This window comes from Shewanella sp. ZOR0012 (assembly GCF_000798835.1).
Lineage (GTDB): Bacteria > Pseudomonadota > Gammaproteobacteria > Enterobacterales > Shewanellaceae > Shewanella > Shewanella xiamenensis.
Map to the genome: position 1 here is coordinate 3,844,939 of NZ_JTLE01000094.1, position 24,941 is coordinate 3,869,879.

The window sequence follows — 24,941 nt, forward strand, 5'->3', positions numbered from 1 at the left end:
CAATTAGGGCAGCTTAAAGGATTTGTCCGGCATTTTCGTCGAGTAAACGACGGGCGATAATGAGGCGCATAATTTCGTTTGTGCCCTCTAAAATCTGGTGTACGCGAACATCACGGAAGTGACGCTCTAACGGATACTCCCTGATATAACCATATCCGCCATGAATTTGCAGCGCCGCATCGCAAACTTGAAAGCCCACATCAGTAGCAAAGCGCTTCGCCATCGCGCAATAGGCGGTCGCTTCTGGATCGCCACTGTCGAGTTTAAAGGCGGCCAGACGCACCATTTGACGCGCGGCCACTAATTCGGTCGCCATATCGGCGAGCTTAAATTGCAGCGCTTGGAAGGCTGCCAGCGGCTTACCAAATTGCTGACGCTCGTTCATGTACTGGGTTGCACGCTCTAAAGCCGCCTGCGCCGTACCGACAGAACAAGTAGCGATATTGATGCGGCCACCGTCTAAGCCTTTCATCGCAAAGGTAAAACCTTGGCCTTCTTCACCGAGTAGGTTTGCAACCGGCACGCGCACGTTATCAAAGGTGACTAAGCGCGTCGGCTGCGCGTTCCAGCCCATTTTATCTTCAGCTTTACCGTAGATAACGCCAGCGGCATCTGCTGGAATGGCAATCGCCGATATTCCCTTTGGCCCAGCTTGGCCAGTGCGGCACATCACCACCAGCAATTCAGTTGAACCTGCACCCGAGATAAACATCTTAGAGCCAGATACCACGTATTCATCACCCTCACGCACCGCTTTGGTTTGCAGTGATGCCGCATCCGAGCCCGCACCGGGTTCAGTTAAGCAGTAAGACGCCAGCATTTGACCCGTGGTCAAAGGCTCAGACCAAGCTTGACGCAGCGTCTCAGTGCCCCAGGTGGTGACCATCCAAGTGGCCATATTGTGAATCGTCAGCATGGCCGTTGTGGCTGTACAGCCCTTTGCCAGCTCCTCAAAAATAATCGAGGCATCTAAGCGTGATAAGCCCATGCCACCTTCCGACTCGGGGGAATACAAGGAGCAGAAACCCAGCTCACCGGCTTTTTGGATCACATCCTTCGGGAAATGATGTTCTTCGTCCCATTTGGCGGCAAAGGGGGCGAGTTCATCCGCCGCGAACTGGCGGGCTAGATCGGCAAATTGGCGTTGGTCTTCGTTGAAATTAAAATCCATTTGGCTCTCCTATGACTCTTTGGCCATTTCTTTCGTAAATTTCTTTGCGTAATACACAGTGAATTTATCAGCAGGCTTATCATCAATGGACGCCAACTGCGCCACGTTTAGACTGAATCACCTGCTGTTTCACAATGCGTTTAAACTGTTTGTTAAACCGCTTAGCGCAAGTTAATGCTCATATTAGGGCCAGCTGCCACCGCAATGTCCGACTCGAACCAGCGGGAAGTAATGGTCTTAGTTTCAGTGTAGAAACGTACCGCTTGCTTACCGTAGGCGTGTTGGTCGCCGTAGAAACTGCCCTTCCAACCCGTGAATGAGAAGAAAGGTAATGGCACAGGGATAGGCACGTTAATACCGACTTGGCCGACTTCGATTTCGTGTTGATATTTACGGGCTGCGGCGCCGCTGGCGGTAAAGATAGAAGTACCATTGCCGTACGGGCTGGCGTTAACCAGTTCGATGGCGTCTTCTAATGAATCGGATTCCATACAGCAGAGCACAGGGCCAAAGATTTCTTCTTTATAGATGCTCATATCGGTCGTGACCTTAGTGAACATGGTTGGCCCGACCCAGTTACCTGACTCATAGCCCGCCACAGTAAAATCGCTGCCATCGAGTAAACACTCTGCGCCCTCTTGCTTACCTTGGGCGATAAGTTTAAGCACGCGCGCTTTGGCGGCTGGGCTTATCAGCGGGCCGTAACCAGCTTCTTTATCGTCCCATAAACCTGGGCGAACCTTCGCCAGCGCTTCTTTGAGCTCAGGGATCCACTCCTTAGCCGCGCCGACAAATACCGCGACCGAAATCGCCATACAGCGCTGCCCCGCCGCGCCAACCGATGCGCCCACTAGGTTGTTGATCACTTGCTGTTTGTTTGCATCGGGCATGATCACGCAGTGATTTTTCGCCCCAGCAAAGGCCTGCACGCGTTTTAAGTTATCGGTACCGGTTTTGTAGATGTATTGACCTACAGCCACAGAGCCGACGAAGGAAATGGCTTTCACCACAGGGTCTGCCAGCAGGATATCTACCGCCGTTTTATCGCCATGCACCAGCTGTAACACGCCTTTTGGCGCGCCCGCTTCGACAAACAGCTCAACTAAACGCTGCGGCGTCATTGGGTCTTGCTCAGATGGCTTAAGGATAAAAGTGTTACCGCAGGCAATCGCCAGTGGGAACATCCACAGCGGGATCATCGCTGGGAAGTTAAACGGCGTGATGCCCGCACACACCCCCAGAGGCTGAGTGTAGCTGTAGGTATCGATTGAACGCGCAACGTTCTCAACGGTTTCGCCCATCAATAATGAGGCAATGTTGCAGGCATGCTCCGCCACTTCAATCCCGCGCCACACATCGCCCTTGGCATCTTCAAAGGTTTTACCCGTTTCATGGGCAAGGATGGTCGCTAACTCATCATGATGTTCTTTAAGTAGGTGTTGGTAGCGCAACATGACACGGGCACGCTCAGACACGGGTACTTCTTTCCACGTCTTAAAAGCCGCCTTGGCACTAGCAATGGCCGTATGGACTTCATCGGCCGTAGCACTATTGATAACGGCAATCGGCGCGTTATTGGCAGGATTAGTCACCACGATTTGTGATGTCCCTGTGCCTGTGGTGAATTCGCCATCGATGTAATGCTTAACTTGTGTGGTCATGTTGCAATCCTTTTCCTTGTTTAGGGTCGAGCTGGCGGTGCGATATTATGTTTATCCTCAGTGGGATGTTTGCCCTTGCCAGCTCAGTCTTGGTCTTGTTGATTTAGCAGTTATTCGCGATTAAGCCTTTGCTTAGACTTCGATTGCCATAGCGGTCGCTTCACCGCCACCGATACAGAGTGAGGCTACGCCGCGCTTAAGCCCACGGGCTTTAAGTGCATGGATTAAGGTCACCAGTAAACGTGCACCCGAGCAACCGATAGGATGACCTAAGGCGCAGGCACCGCCATTCACGTTCACTTTTGCCATATCTAAACCTAATTCAGAAACGGCCAGCATAGTCACCATGGCAAAAGCTTCGTTGATTTCGAACAGATCAACCTCATCCTTAGACCAGCCGACATTGCTCAACAGTTTTGCCATCGCGCCAACGGGCGCCGTGGTAAAGAGTGATGGCTCCTGGGCATGGGTGGTGTGGCCCTTGATGGTGGCCAGCACAGTTAAGCCTAACTGCTCGGCATTGGCGCGGGTGGTTAGCATCAGCGCCGCCGCGCCATCGGAAATCGAGCTTGAGTTTGCCGCTGTAATAGTGCCGTCTTTAGCAAAGGCTGGGCGCAATGCAGGGATTTTTTCAGGGCGGGCATTGCCTGGCTGCTCATCGGTATCGATAGTCACATCACCACGGCGATCGCTTACCGTCACAGGTACAATTTCCGCCTTGAAGGCGCCAGAAGTAATAGCCGCATTGGCTTTTTCCAGTGAGCTTAAAGCAAACGCATCCATTTGCTCGCGAGTAATACCAAATTCATCGGCAGTTTTCTGGGCGAATGTGCCCATGGCGCCGCCGGTGTAGGCATCTTCTAAACCATCGAGGAACATATGATCTAATACCTTGCCATGACCCATACGCATGCCCGCGCGCGCTTTGTCGAGCAAGTAAGGGGCTTGGCTCATGCTTTCCATACCACCCGCAACCACCAACTTAGCACTGCCCGCTTTGAGTAAATCGTGGGCAAGCATCACGGTTTTCATCCCAGAGCCACAGACTTTGTTTACGGTCGTAGCGCCAACAGACAGCGGTAAACCTGCACCTAAGGTTGCCTGACGCGCAGGTGCTTGACCCAGACCCGCTGGCAATACGCAGCCCATTAACACTTCATCCACCTTATCACCCGCAACTTGGGTATCGGCTAACAGGGCTTTAATGGCGGAGGCCGCTAAGCTTGGAGACGTTACGCCAGACAAACTGCCTTGAAAGCCCCCCATTGGGGTGCGTTTAGCGGCAATAATAACGATCTCTTGGTTAAATTGTTCAGTACTCATGGGGACTCCAAGCTAAATGTGCCATGACGGTAACACTCGCCAGCGGCGGATAAATAGTAACAATGAAACCACTCTGACGTTTACGCGAACGTAAAGCAAGTATTCCTTGGTCTAATGTATCGATTTAATCCTCGCCGTATTGTCAGTCAGAATTTACAGTCGAGAGGCCTTAACGGCATTTGAAATGGTAACAAGGAGGAAGTGACTCAATAAAAGCGCTTGCCTTGCAGCAGTAACACAAACCATACCTGCTGAGGTTGAACAGCGCTAAAGACAAATGAAGTTAACAGGCGAGCAAACAGTGGCTAAGCGAATGGTAAATTTATTAGTCAGTTCAAAAAATTCAAGCAAACAGAAACAGCATAGCGAGGTGATTCGACAGGCATTGAGCTTAAGAAACCGTCAATGCCTGACAAACTAAAACAACGTCCCTACTGCGATTCCCATGGTGTCATCGCTGTCATATCACTCAGGTCGTAAGGCGTTAATTGGTAAACGTAATAGTTAAGCCAATTACTCACCAACAAACTGCCATGGCTGTGCCAACGGGCAATGGCATCGGCCTTAGGATCATCGTTACGATAATAGTTTTGTGGCACATTTGGGTTTAATCCCTGCGCCAAATCCCGATAATATTCATCGTTTAAGGTAGATTTTTGATACTCAGGGTGACCCATGACAAACAGGTTGCGATTATTGCGACTGAGGACCAAATAGGCTCCGGCCTCCTCGGACTCTGCCAGCACTTGTAGTTCAGGATGTCGCTTAAGCTCTTCAATATCCATCTCGGCAAAGCGGGAATGCGGTGCAAAGAACTCATCATCAAATCCGCGTAGCAGCGGAAAATGCTGGCAGGTGCGGCGATGGACAAACACCCCTGAGCGCTTTTGCTCAAGAATTTTACGATTTAATCCATAGAGATGGTAAAGCCCAGCGTGCGCCGCCCAGCAGAGGAAGAGCACCGAGGTAACATGCTGCTGTGACCAATCGATAATTTCACGGATATGGTCCCAATAAGTCACATCTTCAAAATCAATTTGCCCTAACGGCGCGCCAGTGATGATTAGGCCGTCGTAGTTTTTATGGCGCACATCCTCAAAATCACGGTAGAAGGTGTTCATATGATCGATAGAAGTATGCTTCGACTCTTTATCGTGAATACGCAGTAAATCCACATCCACCTGCAAAGGCGTGTTGCCTAAAAGGCGTAGAAGCTGGGTTTCGGTCTCAATTTTATTAGGCATCAAGTTCAGGATCAGTACCTTCATCGGTCTGATATCCTGATTGGCTGCCCGGGTTTCGGACATTACGAAAATATTTTCAGATTCTAAAATCCCTGCTGCTGGCAGATGATCTGGAATTTTAACTGGCATACCGCGCCTCTTCTGTTCAAACAATCAAGGGTTCCGGCGCGCGTATGCCACTCAGCAAAGAGCAAACAAATTAGCGGCCGACTTTCTCAAGCAGTATCGTCATAGGCTCAGTCGAATTGAGATCGACATGATAGGCTTGAGTATTAATAAACAATAACTTATCACCGAGCATTATCCTTGCACCAATGGCATAGGTATGCCCTGCTTCAAACTGATCGCGCCCTATAGTAAAACTAAATTGCGTAGGGGTTTTAGCGCCTTGACTCTCACGCTCTGCCATCACCACAGCAGGTACATCCATCTTAGAGACATCAAGCAACTGCACAATCAACTTGGCATCGGCAGGCAGTGCGATACGTTCGCGATACATGGCCTCACCTTTAATCTCAACAACTGCATTTGGTGTGGCACAACCTGTCATCATGTTCGTCACAGTGAGTAATACCATTGCCGCCCATTTTTGCCATGCAGATGTCAGTCCGCTAATCCTTAACCCATGTGTCATTTCATTTCTCCTAATCATACATAAAGACTTCTGGATGTCTATACGCCCAAGCTATAAATCTTGTCATGCTGGGCATATCTTCCTATGATAAGCCACCATTTCGTTGCCGAAAAATTTATGACCCAAGCAACAGCGATAATTGTGGGCGCTAGCTCACATTTAAGCCGCGAACTTGCCAAACAATTGGCCGAACAGCAAGTTGAATTAGCACTTTTTGCACAGGATGTTGAATCGCTGCGCGAGTTCGCCTCGACCTTACCTACCAAGGTACAAGTATTTTCACTGCAAATTGAACAGCCAAGCATTATCATCGAACAGCTTGAAAACGTCTGGCAAGGTCTCGGCGGTGCTCATTTAGTCTTGGTGAATACCGGACTGAATAGTTACGACCCTGAGCTGCCATGGTTACCAGAGCAAGATATTATCGACGTCAATGTGCGGGGCTTTGCCGCTATCTGTAATACCGCATTTAGATTATTTCGCGAACAGGGTTACGGCCAGCTTGCCACCATTAACTCGATTGCTGGTCTGCGCGGCGGCCCGAGTGTGGCTTACCATGCCTCTAAAGCCTTTGCGCAAAACTATTTGGAAGGCTTAAGCATGCATGCCCAGCGGCTTAAGTTGCCTATTACTATTACCGATATTCAACTTGGTTTACTGGATAAGGCCGCCATGCAGCAAAGCACGCTATGGCTTGCCCCGCTCCCGCAAGTGGCGGCGCAGATCATTAAGGCCATGCAGCAGGGTAAACGCCGCGTGTATGTGACCAAGCGTTGGCGCTTAGTGGCTTGGCTGACTAAATTACTGCCTGAGTTTATCTATAACACTCGCCACTGGAAGCCGAAAAAGGCTAAAAAGTAGTGTTGTTCCGCGTTTAGCTTTATTACACTGCGAAAACAAAAAAGGAGCCGCTGGCTCCTTTTTTGTTACTTTAAAATCAGATGATTAGAAAGTGTAACCCACGCTGACCATATAAACCCATGGGTTAATGTCAGTATCAATTACTTTAGTATCACCCGCTAACTTAAACTTCACATCGGTGCTAATTTGCGCATACCACACAGAGGCGTTAACTAACCAGTTTTTATTGACTTGATAATCGATACCCGCTTGCGCCGCTAGGCCCCAGGAGGTGCTCATGCTTAAGTCAGTTAAGGCACCATTTAAATCGTTGGTGAATTCATTGTCGAAGAAGTTAGTGTAGTTCACACCCACGCCTACATATGGACGTAATGCAGATTGAGCATTACCAAAATAGTACTGTGCCACTAGAGTTGGTGGCAAATGTTTGGTTTCAGCAATCTTATTACCACCTAAAGAGACATCATGGCTAAATGGAGTCGCTGCTAATAACTCTACCCCGAAGTTATCGGTCAGCATGTAGCCAAAGTTCAAGCCCAGTTGAGTGTTATTGCTGATTTGAAACTCACCAAACGTAGCAACTGGATCACTAGATTCACTTGGCGCGACAACCACAGCACCGGCACGAACAATGATATCGCCCGCTTGATGGGCAGAAACAGAAGCAGAGAAACCAGCGGCTAACAGGGTGGCAGCGATCAGTGTAGAAACAGTAGTTTTATTCATCATCATACTCCATATGTACAACATAGGTTTTTGTTTTACATTACATCCTTAACAATTGACGCCTACACTGCCAGATAAAATTATTCACCTTATTGATCTAAATCAAGATTAAGCGGCGATACTTATTTCGAGGTATAAACCATGAGATACAAATCACGTTATCTAAACATTTATTGACAATACCGGTTCATTTTTTGTGACCAACCGCATTAATTAGCTATCACTAATCACCTCCAGAAGAGGTAATAGGAGGAAAATTGCCAATTTCGCCATTTACATTTAATCAACATAAATTGAAATTAAAATCCGATGAAATTCGACGATATTCAGTAGAAAAAACGCGAAAGAATCCAAAAGCAGACAAAGACAGGAATTAAGAATCGACCTAGAAGGTGCTTATTTCGGTTTACACTCACTCATCTGCGAATAAAAGAATAAGCCTCTAAACTCATCTTAACCAAATGGCTCAATAGGCTACAGCTAGTCGCGGATATTGTTTAAGCCAAGACTTTGCGGCTAACCGTTGATGAAATAACGCTAAAGGACGCCGAGGATTGGGCGTTAGTTGTAAGGCAAATAATGAGGCTAAGCCAAAGGGGGCGATGATGTGTAAGCCTTCAATGGCTGGAGCAGAAAACTTAAGCGTCTGTTCAAGCGACACACCGACAGCAGTTTCGATTTCGGGCCAATAACACATTGCATCCAGTGTCGATTGATAGGGATTGTCGAGATGCTTAAGGTGCATTCGCGCCTGATTTTTTACTGACCAAGGTAAGTCTGGCGCCAGTGTTTGTAGGTAGGCTTCTATCGCCCTATCTCGCTCAGGAAGAGTATCCAAGGGACAATAGTAAATCAGATCGATATCGTTTAACGGACGCGGCTTAATATCGTGCAATTTGTCCCACACCAGATTACGGACAAACCCCGCCGCCAAGCACCACTGCGGAATATCATACACTTGGGCACATTGCTGCGCTAATTCAAGTGCCCTTAACCGCTGTTTATCTTGGCTTAGCCATGCGCATAACAATGCATTTAATTCGGCTTCAGTCATGGCCAATATCCGCTTTAATAAGTTAGAAACACAGAAGTGACATCGACTCACGCCACTTCATCATCGATTTCATCGCACTTAATAAGCAGTTAATGATAGGTTAAACTGCATCGGCTTGGCGCTCTGGCGCCGCATCCGCAAAGGCTGGCAGCAAATTACACTCAGCCCACACCCGCATAATATTGGGGTACGGCGTTAAATCCACATTAAAACGCTGGGCGTTGTATACTTGTGGCACTAAACACAGATCCGCTAGCGTCACTTTGTCACCAAAACAATAGCGGCCACTATGGCGCACAAGTTGGGTTTCGAGCGCCGCAAACCCACTCGCCACCCAATGGTGATACCAAGCGGTTTTGGCTTCTTCATCGACGTTCAGCTTCTGAGTTAAATATTGCAATACCCGCAGGTTATTGAGTGGATGAATTTCACAGGCAATGGTTAAGGCCATGGCGCGCACATGGGCACGTTCAAGCGCCGACGCAGGCAATAGCGGCGTTTTAGGATATAGCTCATCCAGATATTCGATAATCGCCAAAGATTGGGTTAACGCATCACCATCCTGCTCATCATCAACCACCAGTGTAGGCACAAGTTCCTGCGGATTTAAGGCAATATAATCCGCTTTATGTTGTTCACCACCATCACGCACTAAATGCACCGACAACTGCTCGGCGCTCACGCCTTTAAGATTGAGGGCAATACGCACACGATAGGCGGCGCTAGAGCGCCAATAACCGTATAGTTTCATCTCACGCTGTCCTTATGTTCTGCTGAAAAAACGGGGCTAAAAGCCCCGTCAATATTATCTGTCACTGTGTTCGCACAAAAGCCTTACGCCTTGTACTCAACCACTTTTTGATCGATAGAGCCAAAAATTGACATTCCCTTGTCATCAAGCATTTCAATACGCACTGTGTCGCCAAAACGCATAAACGGTGTGCTAGCTTTACCATCGGCAATGACTTCGAGCATACGTTTTTCAGCTAAGCAGCTTGAGCCGGCACTGCGGTCATAGTTAGAAATCGTACCAGAACCGATAATTGCGCCCGCACCCAATGGACGGGTTTTAGCAACATGAGAAACTAACTGACTGAAGTTAAAGGTCATATCCACACCCGCATTCGGGCGGCCAAATAACTCACCGTTTAGGTATGTGATAAGCGGTAGGTGCACCTTTGAATCTTCCCAACGTGCGCCTAATTCATCTGGCGTAATGGCTACCGGCGAGAAGCTGCTCGAAGGTTTAGATTGGAAGAAACCAAAACCTTTGGCGAGTTCAGCAGGGATCAAATTACGCAGTGACACATCATTAACTAACATCAGCAGTTTGATGTGTTTCGCTGCATTTTCAACACTCACGCCCATGGGCACATCATCAGTGATCACAGCGATTTCCGATTCGAAATCGATGCCCCAGTCTTCGCTCGCCAGCGGGATATCCGCCTTGGGCGCGATAAAGCTGTCAGAGCCGCCTTGGTAAAACAGCGGATCGGTCCAGAAGGTTTCTGGCATTTCAGCGCCGCGCGCCTTACGCACTAATTCCACATGGTTTACATAGGCACTACCATCGGCCCACTGATAAGCGCGTGGTAAGGGTGATAAACATTTGGTTTCATCGAAGGCTTGCGCGTTCGGTAATTTGCCTTCGTTGAGCGCATCATACAATTCTTGTAATTGCGGTTTGAGCAATTCCCAACCATCGAGTAATTGTTGCATCGTATGGGCAATCGCTGGCACAGCCACCGTTTGAGTAAGATCGCGGCTCACTAACATTAACTGACCATCGCGGCGACCATTGTTATAACTGGCAAGTTTCATATCTGCTCCTGTGCTTCTACGGCTCGGCGTACTGCGCTTTTTATCTCGTTATAGTTAACCGACAATATCAGCTAACGCGAATTTTTTGCTGACGAGAACATAGGTAAATAAAAACCTATATTGACTCTGTATTAGGGTTTGCTGTGCGTAGAAATACCCGAAGCGACGACGGATTCCTATAGCGTGAGCAAAATCACATTTCAGCTTATTTTTTCACATTTTGTAAACTAATCATTACGTTTCCGACCCTGTTGCCACTTGTCACTATTTCGCTGAACGATATGGTGAAAAAGTCGACAACAAAGTGGAACGATACTGTTACATCCTAAGCTTAAAGCAAGATTACTTTGGCTTGGCGATCTTATATTCCCTAAGTTTATTGGCGATAGCCGTATGAGACACGCCCAATTTCTTCGCCAATTGGCGAGTACTAGGGTAAGCAGGATACAAGCGGCGCAGTAAGCTAGCCTCAAATTGCTTCATCGCATCATCGAGATTACCTTCGAAGGCATTATCGAAATAACCAAAACCTTCGGCGTAGGATGGTAACTTAAGTTGCTCAACGGTCAGCTCGCCTGAACCATCCCACATGGATACGGCTCTGAAAACCGCATTCTTAAGCTGACGCACGTTACCCGGCCAAGCGTAAGTTAATAGATGATCGCGGCATTGGGCCGAAATCCGCCTGACAGGACTAGAGAGTTGCTGACTGTAATGCTCGAGGAACATCTCTGTCAGCGGAATAATATCAACTTTGCGCTCGCGCAGTGACGGAATATGGTAGCTAAGTACATGGATGCGATAGTACAAATCTTCTCTAAACTCACCGGTTTGGCACAACTCGGCTAAGTTTTTCTGGGTCGAGCAGATAATCCGTACATCGGCGCGGACTTCTTCGTCGCCACCGATACGTCTAAAGGTGCCATCCTGTAATAACCGCAGCAATTTAACCTGTGCCGCCTTGGACATTTCGGCCACTTCATCAAGAAATACAGTGCCGCCCTTCGCCTCTTCAAAAAAACCACGTTTAATGACTTTACCTTGGCTAACGTAGCCAAACAGTTCTTCTTCGGCGGCGCTATCGGGCAATGCCGCACAGTTAATGGCAATAAACGGCTTTTCGCGGCGCATGCTGGCATCATGGCTGGCTCTGGCCATTAATTCTTTACCGGTGCCAGTTTCGCCCGTGATCAGTAATGGCGCATCGAGCTGCGCCATGCGGCGGGCTTGTTTAAGCACTTCTTTCATCTTGTCACTGCTGGCCAATACATTTTCAAAGCCTGTGGTTTGATTTTGCAGCGCATTAAATTGTTTACCCACCCGCGCAGGCGATTTAAGCGACACCACCGCACCGACGAGGATAGTTTTCTCGTCCTCATCAGGTAAATAAATCGGTAACATTTCAGCCAGATATTCGTTTTGGCCGATATTAACCCGCGCCGCCTGCGGCAGCACTTGGCCCTCACTCAGCCAGCGGCTGAAGTTAAACCCTTGTACCCAATGGTTTAAGGATTCATCAAGCACTTCGTGTTCACCCATGCCCATATTGAGCAGCGCCGATTCGTTCACAATGCGAATACGTGCCTTCACATCGATGGAAAACACAGAGTCTGGGAGAGTTTTAAGTAGGGTTTTTAAGGCGTAGTGTTCTTGCTCCGACGGCATAAATGACACCGTTCGTACATCGTGGACGCTCTCCACTTTGCGGATCTGCGGCATCAAGGCGCTTAAGGTTTCAAAACTGACTTCAGCAAATTGCAGGTAAAGAAAACCTTGGTTACTGGCATCAATGGCAATGAGATTAATGCCATAACGTTCTAACACGACTAAGATGTCTTTCGCTAAACCCACGCGATCTTGACAGCTAACTTCCAAGCGCATAATGACTGATATTCCCTTTTTTGATTCGAATTTTGGAATAAAACGTGCGAGCTATAGTCCCTGAGGTGACCTTCATAAGACATGCGTTTGACGAAACAAGTTCAGTTTACGCAAACGTAAGGGACTAGATAAATAGCTGGGCGTGTATACGTTAGAAGGTTACGCTCAAAGTGGCAAGCCTAGTTTACAGTGCATTTGTAACAGGAAGAAAAAATCAGCATCAAAATTGCATTAAGATGCTGATTTAAAATATTAACTTTTTAATCTAATAACTGGTCGGTCTTGGCCGCCATAATGAAGTCATTCTTATGCAACCCCTTAATTGAGTGTGACCACCAAGTCACGGTCACCTTGCCCCACTCGGTTAAAATACCAGGATGATGGAATTCTTCCTCGGCCAATTCCGCCAACTTATTGGTAAATGCCATTGCTAGTTTAAAGTTTTTAAACTTGTACACCCGTTCCAATTGCATGATGCCGTCACGCACTTGCACGCCCCAATCGGGGATCATGCGGATAAGCTCGGCCAATTCTTCATCAGTCACTTTCGGTGCATCGGCTTGGCAAGCTTCACATTTCATTTGGTTTAACGCGGTCATACATACTCCTATTGGCAACATCACAGGTTCAATCCGTTGCACTTATTACGCTTTATTCAATTCGTTTTTTTATGGTCAGCCATTAGCTGGCCTTCTTGGCCTTGGGCGGATATTTAGGGGCAAACAAGCCGAGCTGCCGCGCCTTAGCCACATAGGCCATAATATCCATTTTGGCGATTTCATCTAATACATCAATATGTTCAATCACATAGTAAATTGGCTGCATAATATCGATACGATAAGGCGTGCGTAGCACATCTAAAAGATCGAACGGTTTACGTTCAGGCACTTGGCTTTCCATCGCATATAAGGTTTCGCCAGGAGAACTCAAAATACCACCGCCATAGATACACAGTTCACCCTGTTGAGGCTTGAGCAAACCAAACTCGACGGTAAACCAATACAAACGTGCCAAAAATACTCGGTCTTCCTTGCTGGCATTTAAGCCTAATTGACCATACATATGCGAAAAATGGGCAAAGGATGGATTGGTCAACAAGGGGCAATGACCAAAAATCTCATGGAAAATATCTGGCTCTTGCAGGTAATCAAACTCTTCCTTACGGCGGATAAAAGTCGCGACCGGAAACTCCTTGTTAGCCAATAGCTCAAAGAATCGACCAAAGGAAATTAAGGCGGGCACGGCCGCGGTTTTCCAGCCCGTAGTGGCCTGTAGCACTTTGTCTATCTCCGCCAATTGTGGGATGCGATCCTTGGGCATCGCCAAGGCATCAAGTCCCTGCAGATACTCCTTACAGGCACGCCCAGGCAGGTTCACCGCTTGGCGAGCATACAATTGGCTCCAAATCTCATGTTCTTCCTGTGGGTAATGGATATACCCTGAATCATCTGCACTTCTCGCAACATAGGGCGCAGTGTGCGCAATTTCTTTAGTCATAAAATTCACTTCATGGCTGACACTAATGCCTCCATAGTGATCTAAGCCTCGATTTTTGTTAACTCCCTCACAGTTTATTGTTTGCGCGTCAATGTGACGTAAACGTAAAGCAAATATTACAAGTCGTTTAAAAGGCATGGACAATATACATACAGACTCACCCAGATGGGTATCAATCCTTGACATTCAAACGTAAAAATGACGACGATAAACAGATAATATGCAGAAAAACCGACAAATTTCGGCGTTTGCAAATGGCTTTTCTGCGTAGGTCATTTACAATATTGCCCAATAATCGCCTCTCCTTAATCTGAAGGTTCGCAATGAAACAACATCAAATTCGTAAAGCCGTTATTCCTGTCGCCGGACTTGGCACTCGTATGCTTCCTGCGACCAAAGCTATCCCTAAGGAAATGCTCCCTGTTGTTGATAAGCCACTGATCCAATATGTCGTTAGTGAAGCTATTGCCGCGGGTATCAAAGAAATTGTGCTCGTAACCCACGCCAGTAAAAACTCTATCGAAAACCATTTCGACACCAGTTTTGAATTAGAAGCGCAATTAGAGCGCCGTGTAAAACGTCAATTACTCGAAGCGGTGCAATCCATTTGCCCGAAAGACGTGACGGTGATCAGCGTACGTCAATCCCAAGCTAAAGGCTTAGGTCACGCTATTTTATGCGCTAAATCCGTAGTAGGTGATGCACCTTTTGCCGTATTGCTGCCGGATGTGATTATCGATGACGCCAGTTGCGACTTAAAAACCGATAACCTTGCCGCAATGGTAAGCCTGTTTGATGAAACCCAAGTGGGTCAAATCATGGTTGAAGGCGTACCACATCATTTAGTCAATCAATATGGTATTGCCGATGTGAACGGCCACGATTTGCAGCCTGGTGAATCAGAGCCATTAGTCGAACTCGTTGAAAAACCTCCAGTTGATGAAGCGCCATCTAACTTAGCCGTTGTTGGCCGTTACGTGTTACCCGCAGCAATTTGGCCATTGCTGGCCAAAACGCCTGCGGGCGCAGGTGATGAAATCCAATTAACAGACGCCATTGCGATGTTAATGAAGCAAGAAACCGTAAACGCTTACTATATGCAAGGTAAGAGTCACGACTGCGGTAACAAACAAGGCTATATGCGCGCTAACGTAGAATACGCTCTGCGCCACAGCGAAATCGGTGAAGATTTTGCCCACTACTTAAAAACAGTTGTAAAGGGAATTAAATAATGACGATTTTAGTGACCGGAGGCGCCGGTTATATTGGCACTCATACCGTAGTGGAATTACTTAATGCGGGAAGCGAAGTGATTGTATTAGACAACCTGTCTAATTCAAGTATCGAAGCACTAAACCGTGTCGAGCGCATTACCGGTAAATCGGTCACATTCTACCAAGGCGATATTCTCAATAAGGCCTTACTACAGAAAGTCTTTAGCGACCATAACATCGATGCCGTTATCCACTTTGCTGGATTAAAGGCCGTCGGTGAGTCAGTAGCTAAGCCACTGAAATACTATGAGAATAACGTGACTGGCACCTTAATTCTTTGCCAAGTGATGGCAGAGTTTAAGGTGAAAAATCTCGTCTTTAGTTCCTCGGCAACTGTGTATGGTGATCCTGCTAGCCTGCCCATTACCGAAGATTTTCCAACGGGTGCCACTAACCCCTATGGTCAATCTAAATTGATGGTTGAGCATATTCTGGCGGATTTACACCATAGCGACCCAAGTTGGAATATCGCTCGTTTACGTTACTTCAACCCCGTTGGTGCCCATGCCAGTGGTTTGATTGGCGAAGATCCTAACGATATTCCGAATAACTTGATGCCATTTATAGCCCAAGTCGCCGTGGGTAAACGCGAGGCCCTCAGTGTGTTCGGCAATGATTACCCAACCCACGATGGAACTGGCGTTCGTGATTATATCCATGTGGTGGATTTAGCCATTGGTCACCTTAAAGCCCTTGAGAAACTCGCCACAAAACCGGGGCTTGTCACCTACAATCTAGGTACAGGCCAAGGTTACAGCGTGCTCGATATGGTTAAAGCCTTCGAGAAGGCCTGTGGTAAATCGATTGCCTATCAGATTGCACCACGCCGCCCAGGAGATATTGCCGCCTGTTATGCAAACCCTGAGCATGCTAGAACCGATTTGGGCTGGCAGGCGACCCATAGTATTGAGGATATGGCCAATAGCAGTTGGCATTGGCAATCAACCAATCCCAATGGTTATAAAAGCTAATCATCTAAATGGCTTGTGGTAATTCCCAAGCCATTTTTCTTCTCGATTAATAAAGATTGTTATCCATTAAACACCTATGACAGAAAGCATTAATCACAGTCGCCGTAGTCTCTTTAGTCGCCGAAAGTCCTTGGCGATTAGGCCGCCTTGGGTGCGCGAGGGGGTAGAATTTACCGATATCTGTACTCGCTGCTCAGCCTGTATCACCGCCTGTGAAACTAAGATAATTTTCAAAGGTGATGGCGGCTTCCCTGAAGTCTCGTTTAAGGACAATGAATGCACTTTTTGTACTCAATGCGCCACTGTCTGTCCTGAGCAAAAGTTGTTTGATTTGACCCAAACGCCATGGCAACACATCGCGGCTATTCAAGATAACTGCTTAACCTTTCAAGGTATTTGGTGCCAAAGTTGTAAGGATGCTTGTGAGCCCCGCGCCATCAGTTTCACCCTAAGTGTAGGCAAAGCGCCTATGCCGAAAATTGATACAAGCCTATGTACGGGTTGTGGCGCCTGTGTCGCTCCGTGCCCAAATCAAGCGATTAGTATTAAGCAAGCAGAATAGCCATTGAGCGCCCTAGGCTTGTCCCTGTATTTACGTTAGTATTTCATTCCCAATGTATTAGGTTTCTCATCACCATGTTTGGCAAAAATCTCCTGTTTACCCGCAAATCGTCCCCCGCGCTCAGTTTTATTGCTAAAGGCACTAGGCTGACTGGCAATATTGAATTTGCTGGCGATGTGTTGATTGGTGGTGAAGTTCAAGGTCAAATACTGTCACAGGCGAATGTGATTGTTGAGCAAACGGGAAGTCTTCACTGCGAGGTAAAGTGTCGAGAATTAATTATTGATGGTTATTTCAAAGGCCGATTGATTTGCGAGCGCTTAGTCATCCAAGCACATGGGATTGTCGACGGTGATGTTGCTTGTACTTCAATGCAAGTCAATGAAGGCGGCCAGTTTATTGGTTTAAGGATTAAGGAAGATCACCAGACAATCCACGCACATAGCCTGCCCTCTGCAACATCGACAAACGTATTGTTATCGCAGAGTCAAAATGACTAATCCACATTTCAGCCCATAAAAGAGCGAGGGTGTGTCGACGTTTAGAGATTAACCTTTATTTGCGCCGCTAAATTCTAGCCTACGTCACGCGAGTGATGTGTCGTTGTTCCAACCAACTACGAGCGACTCTGATGAAGATGATGAGCTCGCTAAATTACTCCTCCAGCCCAAAATCGCCTAAATAAACACCATACAATCCAATGACTAGCATCGTTGGTTAACCAATTGTTAAATTAAAGATTGAGATCACAGTTAAGCCGTACGACAACTGCTAACCTAATCCACCAACAATGCATTTTGTGCATACGGTTTGCTGCTTAATCAATGGTATCGATATGCTTAGGCAAAACTGTGTGACTGCAGACTCAGACTCATCGCAAGGCGAGACCAAATGAGCAATCAATTACTAAAACAAATCTGCGAACTTGATGTATTCACCTTACTTGTATTTAAAAGTATTTTTGATAACGGACATGCAAATAGTGCCGCCAAAGCGTTAAATGTGTCGGCTCCCAAAATTAGCCGCTGTCTCAATGCGCTACGGTTAACATTTAATGATGAACTATTTTATCGGCGCCAACAGGGGCTCAAACCCACACCTCTTGCTGAAAGTCTGTATGTCGCTATTTGCCAATTCACCGATTCGGTTTATCATCTAGAACAATCTGCAATGCAGCTGCAAAATGCAGCGAGTCACGTTGAATTACCGCTCCATATAGCCGCAAGTAATGGATTATTAAGTTTCTTAGCACCACAGCTCAGTTCACCCGATGTGATAAGTGAATTAGGCCAAATAAGACTACACAAGTGGCAAGATAATAGTGCAGAACTGATACATGCAGGTGAATTAGATTTTGGGATCACAATAGAGCCGACCGAATCCAAAGAGCTTAGTGTTACACGCTTGGGCTGTATTTCAAATGTCTATGTCGTTGCCTCGAAACATCATTCCCTTTGGGAAAGCCAACTTGAAATCAGCCTTGAGCACATATGCCGTTATTCATTTCTATGTATTGAACTGAAGGGCTTTAACAGCAGAATTGACCCACTAGAACTGTTCTGTCAGCGCCAAGGGCTGTTGTTACCCTCGATTGAAAGAGTCACAGATCGGGAAGAATGGTATGCCCACCTTCTCACCATGCAAAGTGTGGCATTTTGTTCGAGTATTGATATGCATACCGTAAAACATATGCCGGGATTAAAACTAGCGCCGCTTCCCATCGCAGAGTTACATCGTCTACATGAAACGATTATGCCACCACAGTATTTTCTCGTAGAAAAGCCACGAAGCCATCGACGCTACAGTCAAACACAATGCGAACTTGTCGTCAGTTCATTATTAACCGCCCTGACAACCAACACGCTATTAACACCGTAATAGCTCAACAGCATGGATGTTTTGATTGTTTCAAAAACAGTTTAATTTGTTAAATCCAAGCTTATTTCCAGCATATTCACTTCTATTTATGGCAGTAAATTAGCCTCAGTTTTGACTCAAAAATTGGCTCCGAAAAACATTAAATACAAGTTTCATAAGTCTCCGCTTCCAAAATTAATTAAAAATTAATCTCAACAAACTATTAAAATTAAAAGTAAAAATTTGCTATCTACTTCATACTTTTAGACACGAATTACAAAATTAGAAATATTCAATTTCATATTTTAGAATTTCCATTTTGGTGTGTTAAATCACTGTTCACATATCAGATACAAACTTGCAAATACCCCTTTATAAGTAGATTGTTCGACCTATAGTAGAGTCACTGCACACGCAGTCTTATAGAAAGAAAAAGGGACGCGATGATGAAAAACTACAATAAATCTCTACTGGCACTAGCTCTCACTAGTGCCTTGTGTTTAACCGCCTGCGGGGACGGAGAAGACGGGCAAGATGGTGCACCCGGCACGCCCGGAACACCAGGTACCCCTGGAACACCGGGCACGCCTGGTACACCAGGGTTACCCGCTGGTTCTTTTGCTAAAACCGCAGAATCTATAACCGATCTGAAATTTACTCTTAGCCCAGCTGATATCAAAGTCACCAGCAGCGAAGGTTTCAGTGTTAAGTTCAGCTTAACCGGAAAGAGCGCAGGCAAAGATGTTCCTTTTATGGGACTCGATAAAATTGCGATCTACTCTTTAACGGCAAATGACAATACGTCAGGCACTGGTGCGCCAATTCAATGGCAAAACAATGCTACGGCAAACAAAGCGGGTAGCTCATTAACTTGTACTCTAAACGGCCTTAACGGTACTAAGAATGCTTGTAAATTAACTGAAGATACAGCAAACCCTGGTACATACACTGCCACTTGGACTTACGATGGTGCTGCACCGATCATTAATCCAAATGATAACCCTAATGCAGTACACAGAGTATTTTTACGCGCATACAATATCGCCAATAGCCAAGGCGTTGCCTTAGCAGATAAAGTACTTTCAGTACCTGTTGATTTTATCCCAGCTACAGATGAATTAGCCGCATCAGGCAAAGACACAGTATCGAGTGCAGCATGTAAAAACTGTCACGGTGAAACTGATGGCCATATCGCTAAGATCGAAGCTCACCATAATTATCAAGACGTTAAAAACTGCGTAACTTGCCATAACCCAGATCTAGTACCCAGCGATGCACAACTTGCTGAAGGTTGGGTCTTTGATTTTGCTCCAATGATCCACCGTATCCATGCCGGTGAACATAATGCAGCGTATCTGTCTGGTGAAGCCAAAGAATACTTTGGTGAAATTGGTTTCCCATCTGACTTGAAAGAATGTAAATCCTGTCACGATGGTGCACCAAGTTATAACACCAATATCTACGCTAAAGCTTGCGTGGGTTGCCATATCAATGTCAACTTCGCAACTGGTGAAAACCACTCAGAATTTGGTTTAGCTCAAGCCGACGACACTCAATGTAAATCTTGTCACGGTAGTGGTAGCCTAACACCAGAAGCTGTTCATAGTGTTGGTAAACGCGCTGAATACGCCAACTTATTTAAAGTGGACTTTACAAGTGCAGCAGTTGCACCGTCAGCCACCTTAGGTATGAAAACATTAACCATCAAGGCTAATGTGACCATCAATGGTACACCCATTGCCGATGGAACAAGCCTTGCAACCTATAATGCGACCACTAATCCAACAGGAAAGTTAGTTGCTAACGGTTTATTGCTGGGTAATGTTGCTACCGATGGTACTGTTTATGCGTGGCGAGATGTTAAACCAACAGCTATCAGCTTAAACCTTGCAAGTGGTACGCTTTCTGGTGGTGTATTGACTTTTGTTAAAGATATTCCAGATGCACAAGCAGTTGGAACTATGTATGTCAGTTCAGAAGCTAACGTTTGTATCAAGGCTGGTGCAGTAGCAAGCTGTAATGCAACAGGACTTGAATTTGGGCCAACTAACCCAATTGGCAACAGCTCTCCTGTTAAATTCTTCAGCTTAGATGGTAGCGCAGTCAGCACTGCTCGTATGTCTGACCCAACTCGTATCACTGTTGAAGAAGCCAAATGTAATGCCTGTCACGGTACCTTAGACTATGTTAAAGGAACAAGACACGGTACTTACACCTTCACTCAATGTATGAACTGTCATAACGATACAACGGGAGCTTCAGGTCACAAAACGGTTGTTTACAAAGGCGCTGATGGAAGCAAAGTAGTGAATCCAGACGTCACCTTCAACAACAAAGACCTATTCACCGTTGCCCACCGTTTCCACAGTGGTAACTTTGACTCTATCACAGGCATCTTCCGTGACGATAAAGGTGAATTGCTCGGTTACCCATCACCAGAAACAGCATGTTCTGCATGTCATAAAGACGGCGCTAAACTGTTTGCAACTGACGGTGGTTTGACTTCTGAAAAACGCTCTATCAAAGTGGGTAGCTACTATATTAGCCCAGTAGCTGAATCATGCCGCAGCTGTCACGCTCACTCAGATGCAGCAGCAGTAGCTCACTTTAGAAGTAACGGTGCGATTGTAGAAGCGGATGCAGTGACTGATCCTAACCTACCAGTAGAATCATGCGCGACCTGCCATGCTGAAGGTAAAACTTATGGCATAGATAAGGTACACGCAGAGGTAGCACACTAGTACTAGTACCTTTGGGTTGCCCCCTGCACAACCCAAACTTCCTCTCTGCAACTTATTGGGGCCCCATCGGGGCCCCTTTTTTATCAGTAGTGTTAATTTGTTGTAGCATCGACTTGAGTCGCATTCTGCGCGATGCGTTGCCTTAACAGTTTAATAAATTCCCGCGGCTCACGATCTAAACTGTCATGGGGAATATAAAGATGATAGCCAAGGTGAGTGTTGAGCATCACGCAGCGATGACCAAACATCGCCAATACGCCGCGGTATCTGTCACCATCAACCACCAAAGGGCTAAATTCAGCACCAAGATAAGTTTCTAAGGTCGCTAAATCTTCTTGCTGTGATGCGGCGGTAACAAGTAACGGCCGCTGCTCAGTCAATAATCCCGCTGCAAGCCGTAATGAAATATTATCGAGTATCGGATTTAACTGCTTTAGCTTAATACCAATATAGGAAAGCTCAATAGTATCAACACCCTGAGTCACTCTTGGAATGTCAACCCGCTGAATATTATCCCAGTTTATCGACACCTTGCCGCGGCGATGAAAATAAGTCAGCCCCTGCTCATCGATAGTCAATGTGGTGTCAGGCTCGAAAACCTTTGCAAGGCCCAATATCAATGCAATTGCACCCAAGCTGAAAAACACTAAGCCCACTGCAAATAGCTCAGGTAGTATCACAAACAAGCCAAAGCCCAACACAAAGGCACAGGCACCTACAATAGTTAAAGTTAAGCCATTACGCTTAGAGAGTGGACGAACCGAGACAATATCAGACTCTAAGGCCATATTTTTATTCCTGTTTTACCCAAAGCCATAAACGGCCAATGTATTCATGTAGCGCACGTTGCGAGGCGAGTAAGTTATCCGCAGTAAAACGCCAATAAAAATCGTCTCTGGCCCTAAAATCCGTCGGCGCCGCACTTGCGGTTAATCCTTTACCACTAAAAATAGCCATCGCCCGTGGCATATGGGAGGCCGAGGTGACTAATCGCACAGGCTGATTGCCAAAGCGCTCTTTAAAATAGTGCGCTTCTTCAAGGGTGTCGCGCGCGAGCGGAAATTCAATAATACGTGACGCATCGATGCCAAGTTCAATCGCTGCCTTGGCCATGACTTCAGCGTGGGAATGCTGGGTTAGCTCGCCGCCCCAACCACTAACGACTAAACTACAATCTTGACCTAACTTAAGCTGCCGAAGCCCTTCCGTTAATCTTGCCAATGCCACAGCCGATAAGGACTGTACCGCCGTAGCACCTTCAATATCCGAGTGAGCAGAACCCAGCACCATCACCACACAGGTATCCGCAATGGGAGTGGAATTAATGGGATATTGGGTCTCAAGCGGTTTCACGAGATAATCGATACTAAATTGACTGCTTAATAACAGTAGAAGGGTAAAAGCACTGGCAATCGCCCATTTTGCTAACCGCGGTTTGCGCCAAATAAACAAAGATAGCAGCAATAACAACAGGATAAATGGAACAGGCATAATTGCCTGAGAGACAACTTTTTTAATCCAAAACATGCGCTAGCGCCCAATAATCCAAAGGAGCGCAATCATAACATCAAAAGAAAGCAAAACGCATCGCCGAGGCGATGCGTTGTCACGAGTGAAAACTTAAGATTACTGGGTTATTTTTCCCATAACCAAGCGGCGCCGCGCACGCCCGAAGAACAACCATAAAGATTCTGTACAACCGGTGTTCGGCATTCGCGCCCTACAACATAATGGCTTAATAATGCAGGTAATCTTGGGTAAATAGCCTCAACATTCGACATGCCGCCACCTAACACAATCGCATCAGGATCAAGTAGATTAATCACATGAGCCAGTGAGCGCGCGAGTCTATCCATGTAACGGTCAAAGGCTGCTATGGCAATCTCATCACCTTCATCGACTAAAGTCATGATCTCTGAACCAGATTTAGCGGGCACACGTTGGACGCTTGCTGCACGACTGAGCGCCTCATTGTAATCACGAACAAAGCCAGTGCCTGAAATAAAGGTTTCGATACAATCAGGATTACCGCAAAAACAACGGGTAGTATTAAACTCCTCCTTGGTCATCCACGGCAGCGGATTATGGCCCCATTCGCCACCAATGCCATTACCACCCGCATGCACTTTACCGTTAATGGCCACACCCGCGCCGCAGCCCGTGCCAATGATCACTCCAAACACCACAGATTTACCCGCAGCAGCACCATCGACGGCTTCAGATACCGCAAAACAGTTGGCATCGTTAGCAACCCGCACTTCACGGCCGAGCAGCTCCCCTAAATGCACATCCAAGGGATGACCGTTGATCCAAGTCGAGTTGGCATTTTTGACTAATCCTGAATAGGGAGAAATCACACCAGGGATCCCCACGCCAACAGAGCCTTTTTCACCTAAGGTCGCTTCAGCCTCATTAACTAAATCGACGATCGCGTTAAGCGTGCCCTGATAATCCCGAGGGGTATTGATACGCTTACGAAAAACCTCATTTCCTTCGTCATTTAAGGCGACGAGTTCTATTTTTGTGCCGCCTAAATCGATGCCCATGCGTATCATGAATAAGCTTCTCCGCTATTGTTCTGCCAAGGAGTCCGCGCAGACTCGCTTGTGATTGCTCGTTATTTTGCCCAGCCAGGCGCTGTGGCAATAAAATAAGGGTTTAATATGTCAGGTTTTTGATTGTAGGTTAAGGGTAAACCTGAGTCATAACACACGACTTTACCGCCTGCGCTTTCAAGTACCGCCTGCGCTGCCGCAGTGTCCCATTCGCTGGTAGGCCCCAATCTTGGATAGAGATCGGCCTTACCTTCTGCCAGCATACAAAACTTCAGCGAGCTTCCTACGCTTAACATTTCATGCTGGCCAATATTGTTCAAATAATCAGCCACATCTGGGCTTAAGTGCGAACGACTGCCCACCACTATCGGCACCTGTCTTGGCATCTTACAGCCCTGAAGCGGCTGTTCTTGCTGTCCATCCTGTCGCCAAGCACCTAAGTGTTTCGCCCCATAATAAGTCGTGTTCAACACTGGAGCATAAACCACACCTGCAATAGCTTCGCCTTGATGGATAAGCGCAATATTGACGGTAAACTCGCCATTTCGCTTAATAAATTCCTTCGTGCCATCTAAAGGATCGATAAGCCAGTAGGTCTGCCATTGCTCACGCTCATCCCAAGGAATATCGGCGGCCTCTTCTGACATCACAGCAATGCCCGCAAATTGCTCAGCTAATTGACTGACAATCACCCTATGAGCCGCAAGATCGGCAGCAGTTACAGGACTCTCGTCACTCTTTTGTGTAACAGCAATATGCTCTTGGGCGTAAATCGCCATAATGGCATCACCTGCCGCATGGGCTATATTCACTAGCCGCAACAAGTCCGCTTTAGAAAAATGCAGCGCAATTGTGGTGTTATCGGTCACTTAGTCGTCCTTTATTCAATCAGCTTTGCGGCATTATGCCATCGGCAGCCATTGAGAATTAAGAACAAATTCGTCATAAATCAAGCAAAATTGACTAAGCGGGCTTAAACACTAAAGCTTAAGTCCTAAGCATCAGGCTTTAATTTTAAATAAGTCGAGTCTAAGGCAAGCAAGATACGCTGAAAAGAGTCATTCCCTAGGCTGCATTCGTATTCACCGCCTTGAAAATAAACCACTAG

At 46.7% G+C, this 24,941-nt stretch carries 23 protein-coding genes; 7 read left to right on the top strand and 16 right to left on the bottom strand.

Annotated elements, in window-relative coordinates:
* Positions 1-13: 13 nt before the first annotated feature.
* The 5 genes from L976_RS18495 to L976_RS18515 all read right to left on the bottom strand — a co-directional run bounded on the left by L976_RS18495 (position 14) and on the right by L976_RS18515 (position 6,033).
* Positions 14-1,171: an acyl-CoA dehydrogenase family protein gene (locus L976_RS18495; RefSeq protein WP_047539156.1), complete on the bottom strand. Its 1,158-nt coding sequence runs from the start codon at positions 1,169-1,171 to the stop codon at positions 14-16.
* 161 nt (positions 1,172-1,332) lie between these two features.
* Positions 1,333-2,832 carry a CoA-acylating methylmalonate-semialdehyde dehydrogenase gene (locus tag L976_RS18500; protein ID WP_047539159.1) on the bottom strand — a complete coding sequence of 500 codons (1,500 nt, stop codon included), beginning with the start codon at positions 2,830-2,832 and terminating at the stop codon, positions 1,333-1,335.
* A gap of 132 nt (positions 2,833-2,964) precedes the next feature.
* Positions 2,965-4,155 (bottom strand): thiolase family protein, encoded by a 1,191-nt coding sequence (locus tag L976_RS18505; protein ID WP_047539160.1) that lies wholly within the window; start codon positions 4,153-4,155, stop codon positions 2,965-2,967.
* A 431-nt stretch (positions 4,156-4,586) separates the two neighbouring features.
* Entirely contained in the window at positions 4,587-5,528 is a 942-nt protein-coding gene (gene metA, locus L976_RS18510) for a homoserine O-acetyltransferase MetA (protein ID WP_047539164.1), read from the bottom strand.
* Positions 5,529-5,598: 70 nt separating this feature from the next.
* Positions 5,599-6,033, bottom strand: coding sequence for a YbaY family lipoprotein (locus L976_RS18515; protein ID WP_047539166.1), 435 nt, complete (start codon positions 6,031-6,033; stop codon positions 5,599-5,601).
* 117 nt (positions 6,034-6,150) lie between these two features.
* Here L976_RS18515 and L976_RS18520 point away from each other — a divergent pair, with 117 nt between their 5' ends.
* Complete coding sequence (locus tag L976_RS18520) at positions 6,151-6,894, top strand: SDR family NAD(P)-dependent oxidoreductase (protein ID WP_047540725.1); 744 nt, start codon at positions 6,151-6,153, stop codon at positions 6,892-6,894.
* Positions 6,895-6,978: 84 nt separating this feature from the next.
* On the opposite strand, the gene ompW is transcribed toward L976_RS18520, so the two are convergent.
* The 7 genes from ompW to phhA form a co-directional block, all read right to left on the bottom strand.
* Positions 6,979-7,623, bottom strand: a complete 645-nt coding sequence (ompW, locus tag L976_RS18525; RefSeq protein WP_047539169.1) for an outer membrane protein OmpW — start codon at positions 7,621-7,623, stop codon at positions 6,979-6,981.
* A 463-nt stretch (positions 7,624-8,086) separates the two neighbouring features.
* A complete protein-coding gene (locus tag L976_RS18530; protein ID WP_047539172.1) occupies positions 8,087-8,674 on the bottom strand; it encodes a nucleotidyltransferase family protein in 588 nt (195 codons plus the stop codon).
* Positions 8,675-8,774: 100 nt separating this feature from the next.
* Positions 8,775-9,425, bottom strand: a complete 651-nt coding sequence (maiA, locus tag L976_RS18535; protein WP_047539174.1) for a maleylacetoacetate isomerase — start codon at positions 9,423-9,425, stop codon at positions 8,775-8,777.
* Between the two features lie 83 nt (positions 9,426-9,508).
* Positions 9,509-10,495 (bottom strand): fumarylacetoacetate hydrolase family protein, encoded by a 987-nt coding sequence (locus tag L976_RS18540; RefSeq protein WP_047539177.1) that lies wholly within the window; start codon positions 10,493-10,495, stop codon positions 9,509-9,511.
* A 342-nt stretch (positions 10,496-10,837) separates the two neighbouring features.
* On the bottom strand, positions 10,838-12,376 hold the full coding sequence (gene tyrR / locus L976_RS18545) for a transcriptional regulator TyrR (RefSeq protein WP_011071819.1): 1,539 nt from the start codon (positions 12,374-12,376) through the stop codon (positions 10,838-10,840).
* A 260-nt stretch (positions 12,377-12,636) separates the two neighbouring features.
* Positions 12,637-12,975, bottom strand: coding sequence for a 4a-hydroxytetrahydrobiopterin dehydratase (locus L976_RS18550; RefSeq protein WP_047539180.1), 339 nt, complete (start codon positions 12,973-12,975; stop codon positions 12,637-12,639).
* An 82-nt stretch (positions 12,976-13,057) separates the two neighbouring features.
* Positions 13,058-14,059 carry a phenylalanine 4-monooxygenase gene (phhA, locus tag L976_RS18555; RefSeq protein WP_308512013.1) on the bottom strand — a complete coding sequence of 334 codons (1,002 nt, stop codon included), beginning with the start codon at positions 14,057-14,059 and terminating at the stop codon, positions 13,058-13,060.
* A 137-nt stretch (positions 14,060-14,196) separates the two neighbouring features.
* On the opposite strand from phhA, the gene galU reads away from it, so the two are divergent.
* The 6 genes from galU (at position 14,197) to L976_RS18585 (ending at position 21,278) form a co-directional block, all read left to right on the top strand.
* Positions 14,197-15,105: a UTP--glucose-1-phosphate uridylyltransferase GalU gene (gene galU / locus L976_RS18560; RefSeq protein ID WP_037416817.1), complete on the top strand. Its 909-nt coding sequence runs from the start codon at positions 14,197-14,199 to the stop codon at positions 15,103-15,105.
* Complete coding sequence (gene galE, locus L976_RS18565) at positions 15,105-16,118, top strand: UDP-glucose 4-epimerase GalE (RefSeq protein ID WP_047539186.1); 1,014 nt, start codon at positions 15,105-15,107, stop codon at positions 16,116-16,118. Before galU ends, galE begins: the two co-directional genes overlap by 1 nt.
* 76 nt (positions 16,119-16,194) lie before the next feature.
* Entirely contained in the window at positions 16,195-16,680 is a 486-nt protein-coding gene (napF, locus tag L976_RS18570; protein ID WP_047539189.1) for a ferredoxin-type protein NapF, read from the top strand.
* Between the two features lie 74 nt (positions 16,681-16,754).
* Positions 16,755-17,180, top strand: coding sequence for a bactofilin family protein (locus L976_RS18575; RefSeq protein WP_047539190.1), 426 nt, complete (start codon positions 16,755-16,757; stop codon positions 17,178-17,180).
* 391 nt (positions 17,181-17,571) lie between these two features.
* Positions 17,572-18,558: a LysR family transcriptional regulator gene (locus L976_RS18580; RefSeq protein ID WP_047539193.1), complete on the top strand. Its 987-nt coding sequence runs from the start codon at positions 17,572-17,574 to the stop codon at positions 18,556-18,558.
* A gap of 422 nt (positions 18,559-18,980) precedes the next feature.
* Positions 18,981-21,278 (top strand): OmcA/MtrC family decaheme c-type cytochrome, encoded by a 2,298-nt coding sequence (locus L976_RS18585; protein ID WP_047539196.1) that lies wholly within the window; start codon positions 18,981-18,983, stop codon positions 21,276-21,278.
* A gap of 92 nt (positions 21,279-21,370) precedes the next feature.
* Here L976_RS18585 and L976_RS18590 read toward each other — a convergent pair whose 3' ends face one another.
* From L976_RS18590 to cysQ, 4 genes are all read right to left on the bottom strand, one after another.
* Complete coding sequence (locus L976_RS18590; protein WP_047539199.1) at positions 21,371-22,066, bottom strand: DUF2982 domain-containing protein; 696 nt, start codon at positions 22,064-22,066, stop codon at positions 21,371-21,373.
* A 4-nt stretch (positions 22,067-22,070) separates the two neighbouring features.
* Complete coding sequence (locus L976_RS18595; RefSeq protein ID WP_156143206.1) at positions 22,071-22,805, bottom strand: YdcF family protein; 735 nt, start codon at positions 22,803-22,805, stop codon at positions 22,071-22,073.
* A 107-nt stretch (positions 22,806-22,912) separates the two neighbouring features.
* The gene (gene mak, locus L976_RS18600) at positions 22,913-23,833 is read right to left on the bottom strand and encodes a fructokinase (protein WP_047539202.1); all 921 of its coding nucleotides are present in this window, start codon (positions 23,831-23,833) and stop codon (positions 22,913-22,915) included.
* 62 nt (positions 23,834-23,895) lie between these two features.
* Entirely contained in the window at positions 23,896-24,702 is an 807-nt protein-coding gene (cysQ, locus tag L976_RS18605; protein WP_037430860.1) for a 3'(2'),5'-bisphosphate nucleotidase CysQ, read from the bottom strand.
* Positions 24,703-24,941: the final 239 nt, after the last annotated feature.

What these genes read in the sequence shown, in the direction of transcription:
- galE (WP_047539186.1), top strand. Translation starts at nt 15,105, where the DNA reads ATGACGATTTTAGTGACCGGAGGCGCCGGTTATATTGGCACTCATACC.
- metA (WP_047539164.1), bottom strand. Translation starts at nt 5,528, where the DNA reads ATGCCAGTTAAAATTCCAGATCATCTGCCAGCAGCAGGGATTTTAGAA.
- mak (WP_047539202.1), bottom strand. Translation starts at nt 23,833, where the DNA reads ATGATACGCATGGGCATCGATTTAGGCGGCACAAAAATAGAACTCGTC.
- L976_RS18575 (WP_047539190.1), top strand. Translation starts at nt 16,755, where the DNA reads ATGTTTGGCAAAAATCTCCTGTTTACCCGCAAATCGTCCCCCGCGCTC.
- L976_RS18515 (WP_047539166.1), bottom strand. Translation starts at nt 6,033, where the DNA reads ATGACACATGGGTTAAGGATTAGCGGACTGACATCTGCATGGCAAAAA.
- phhA (WP_308512013.1), bottom strand. Translation starts at nt 14,059, where the DNA reads ATGTCAAGGATTGATACCCATCTGGGTGAGTCTGTATGTATATTGTCC.
- L976_RS18500 (WP_047539159.1), bottom strand. Translation starts at nt 2,832, where the DNA reads ATGACCACACAAGTTAAGCATTACATCGATGGCGAATTCACCACAGGC.
- L976_RS18585 (WP_047539196.1), top strand. Translation starts at nt 18,981, where the DNA reads ATGATGAAAAACTACAATAAATCTCTACTGGCACTAGCTCTCACTAGT.
- L976_RS18530 (WP_047539172.1), bottom strand. Translation starts at nt 8,674, where the DNA reads ATGACTGAAGCCGAATTAAATGCATTGTTATGCGCATGGCTAAGCCAA.
- L976_RS18520 (WP_047540725.1), top strand. Translation starts at nt 6,151, where the DNA reads ATGACCCAAGCAACAGCGATAATTGTGGGCGCTAGCTCACATTTAAGC.
- L976_RS18595 (WP_156143206.1), bottom strand. Translation starts at nt 22,805, where the DNA reads ATGTTTTGGATTAAAAAAGTTGTCTCTCAGGCAATTATGCCTGTTCCA.
- ompW (WP_047539169.1), bottom strand. Translation starts at nt 7,623, where the DNA reads ATGATGAATAAAACTACTGTTTCTACACTGATCGCTGCCACCCTGTTA.
- L976_RS18580 (WP_047539193.1), top strand. Translation starts at nt 17,572, where the DNA reads ATGAGCAATCAATTACTAAAACAAATCTGCGAACTTGATGTATTCACC.
- tyrR (WP_011071819.1), bottom strand. Translation starts at nt 12,376, where the DNA reads ATGCGCTTGGAAGTTAGCTGTCAAGATCGCGTGGGTTTAGCGAAAGAC.
- L976_RS18495 (WP_047539156.1), bottom strand. Translation starts at nt 1,171, where the DNA reads ATGGATTTTAATTTCAACGAAGACCAACGCCAATTTGCCGATCTAGCC.
- napF (WP_047539189.1), top strand. Translation starts at nt 16,195, where the DNA reads ATGACAGAAAGCATTAATCACAGTCGCCGTAGTCTCTTTAGTCGCCGA.
- galU (WP_037416817.1), top strand. Translation starts at nt 14,197, where the DNA reads ATGAAACAACATCAAATTCGTAAAGCCGTTATTCCTGTCGCCGGACTT.
- L976_RS18505 (WP_047539160.1), bottom strand. Translation starts at nt 4,155, where the DNA reads ATGAGTACTGAACAATTTAACCAAGAGATCGTTATTATTGCCGCTAAA.
- maiA (WP_047539174.1), bottom strand. Translation starts at nt 9,425, where the DNA reads ATGAAACTATACGGTTATTGGCGCTCTAGCGCCGCCTATCGTGTGCGT.
- L976_RS18540 (WP_047539177.1), bottom strand. Translation starts at nt 10,495, where the DNA reads ATGAAACTTGCCAGTTATAACAATGGTCGCCGCGATGGTCAGTTAATG.
- L976_RS18550 (WP_047539180.1), bottom strand. Translation starts at nt 12,975, where the DNA reads ATGACCGCGTTAAACCAAATGAAATGTGAAGCTTGCCAAGCCGATGCA.
- L976_RS18590 (WP_047539199.1), bottom strand. Translation starts at nt 22,066, where the DNA reads ATGGCCTTAGAGTCTGATATTGTCTCGGTTCGTCCACTCTCTAAGCGT.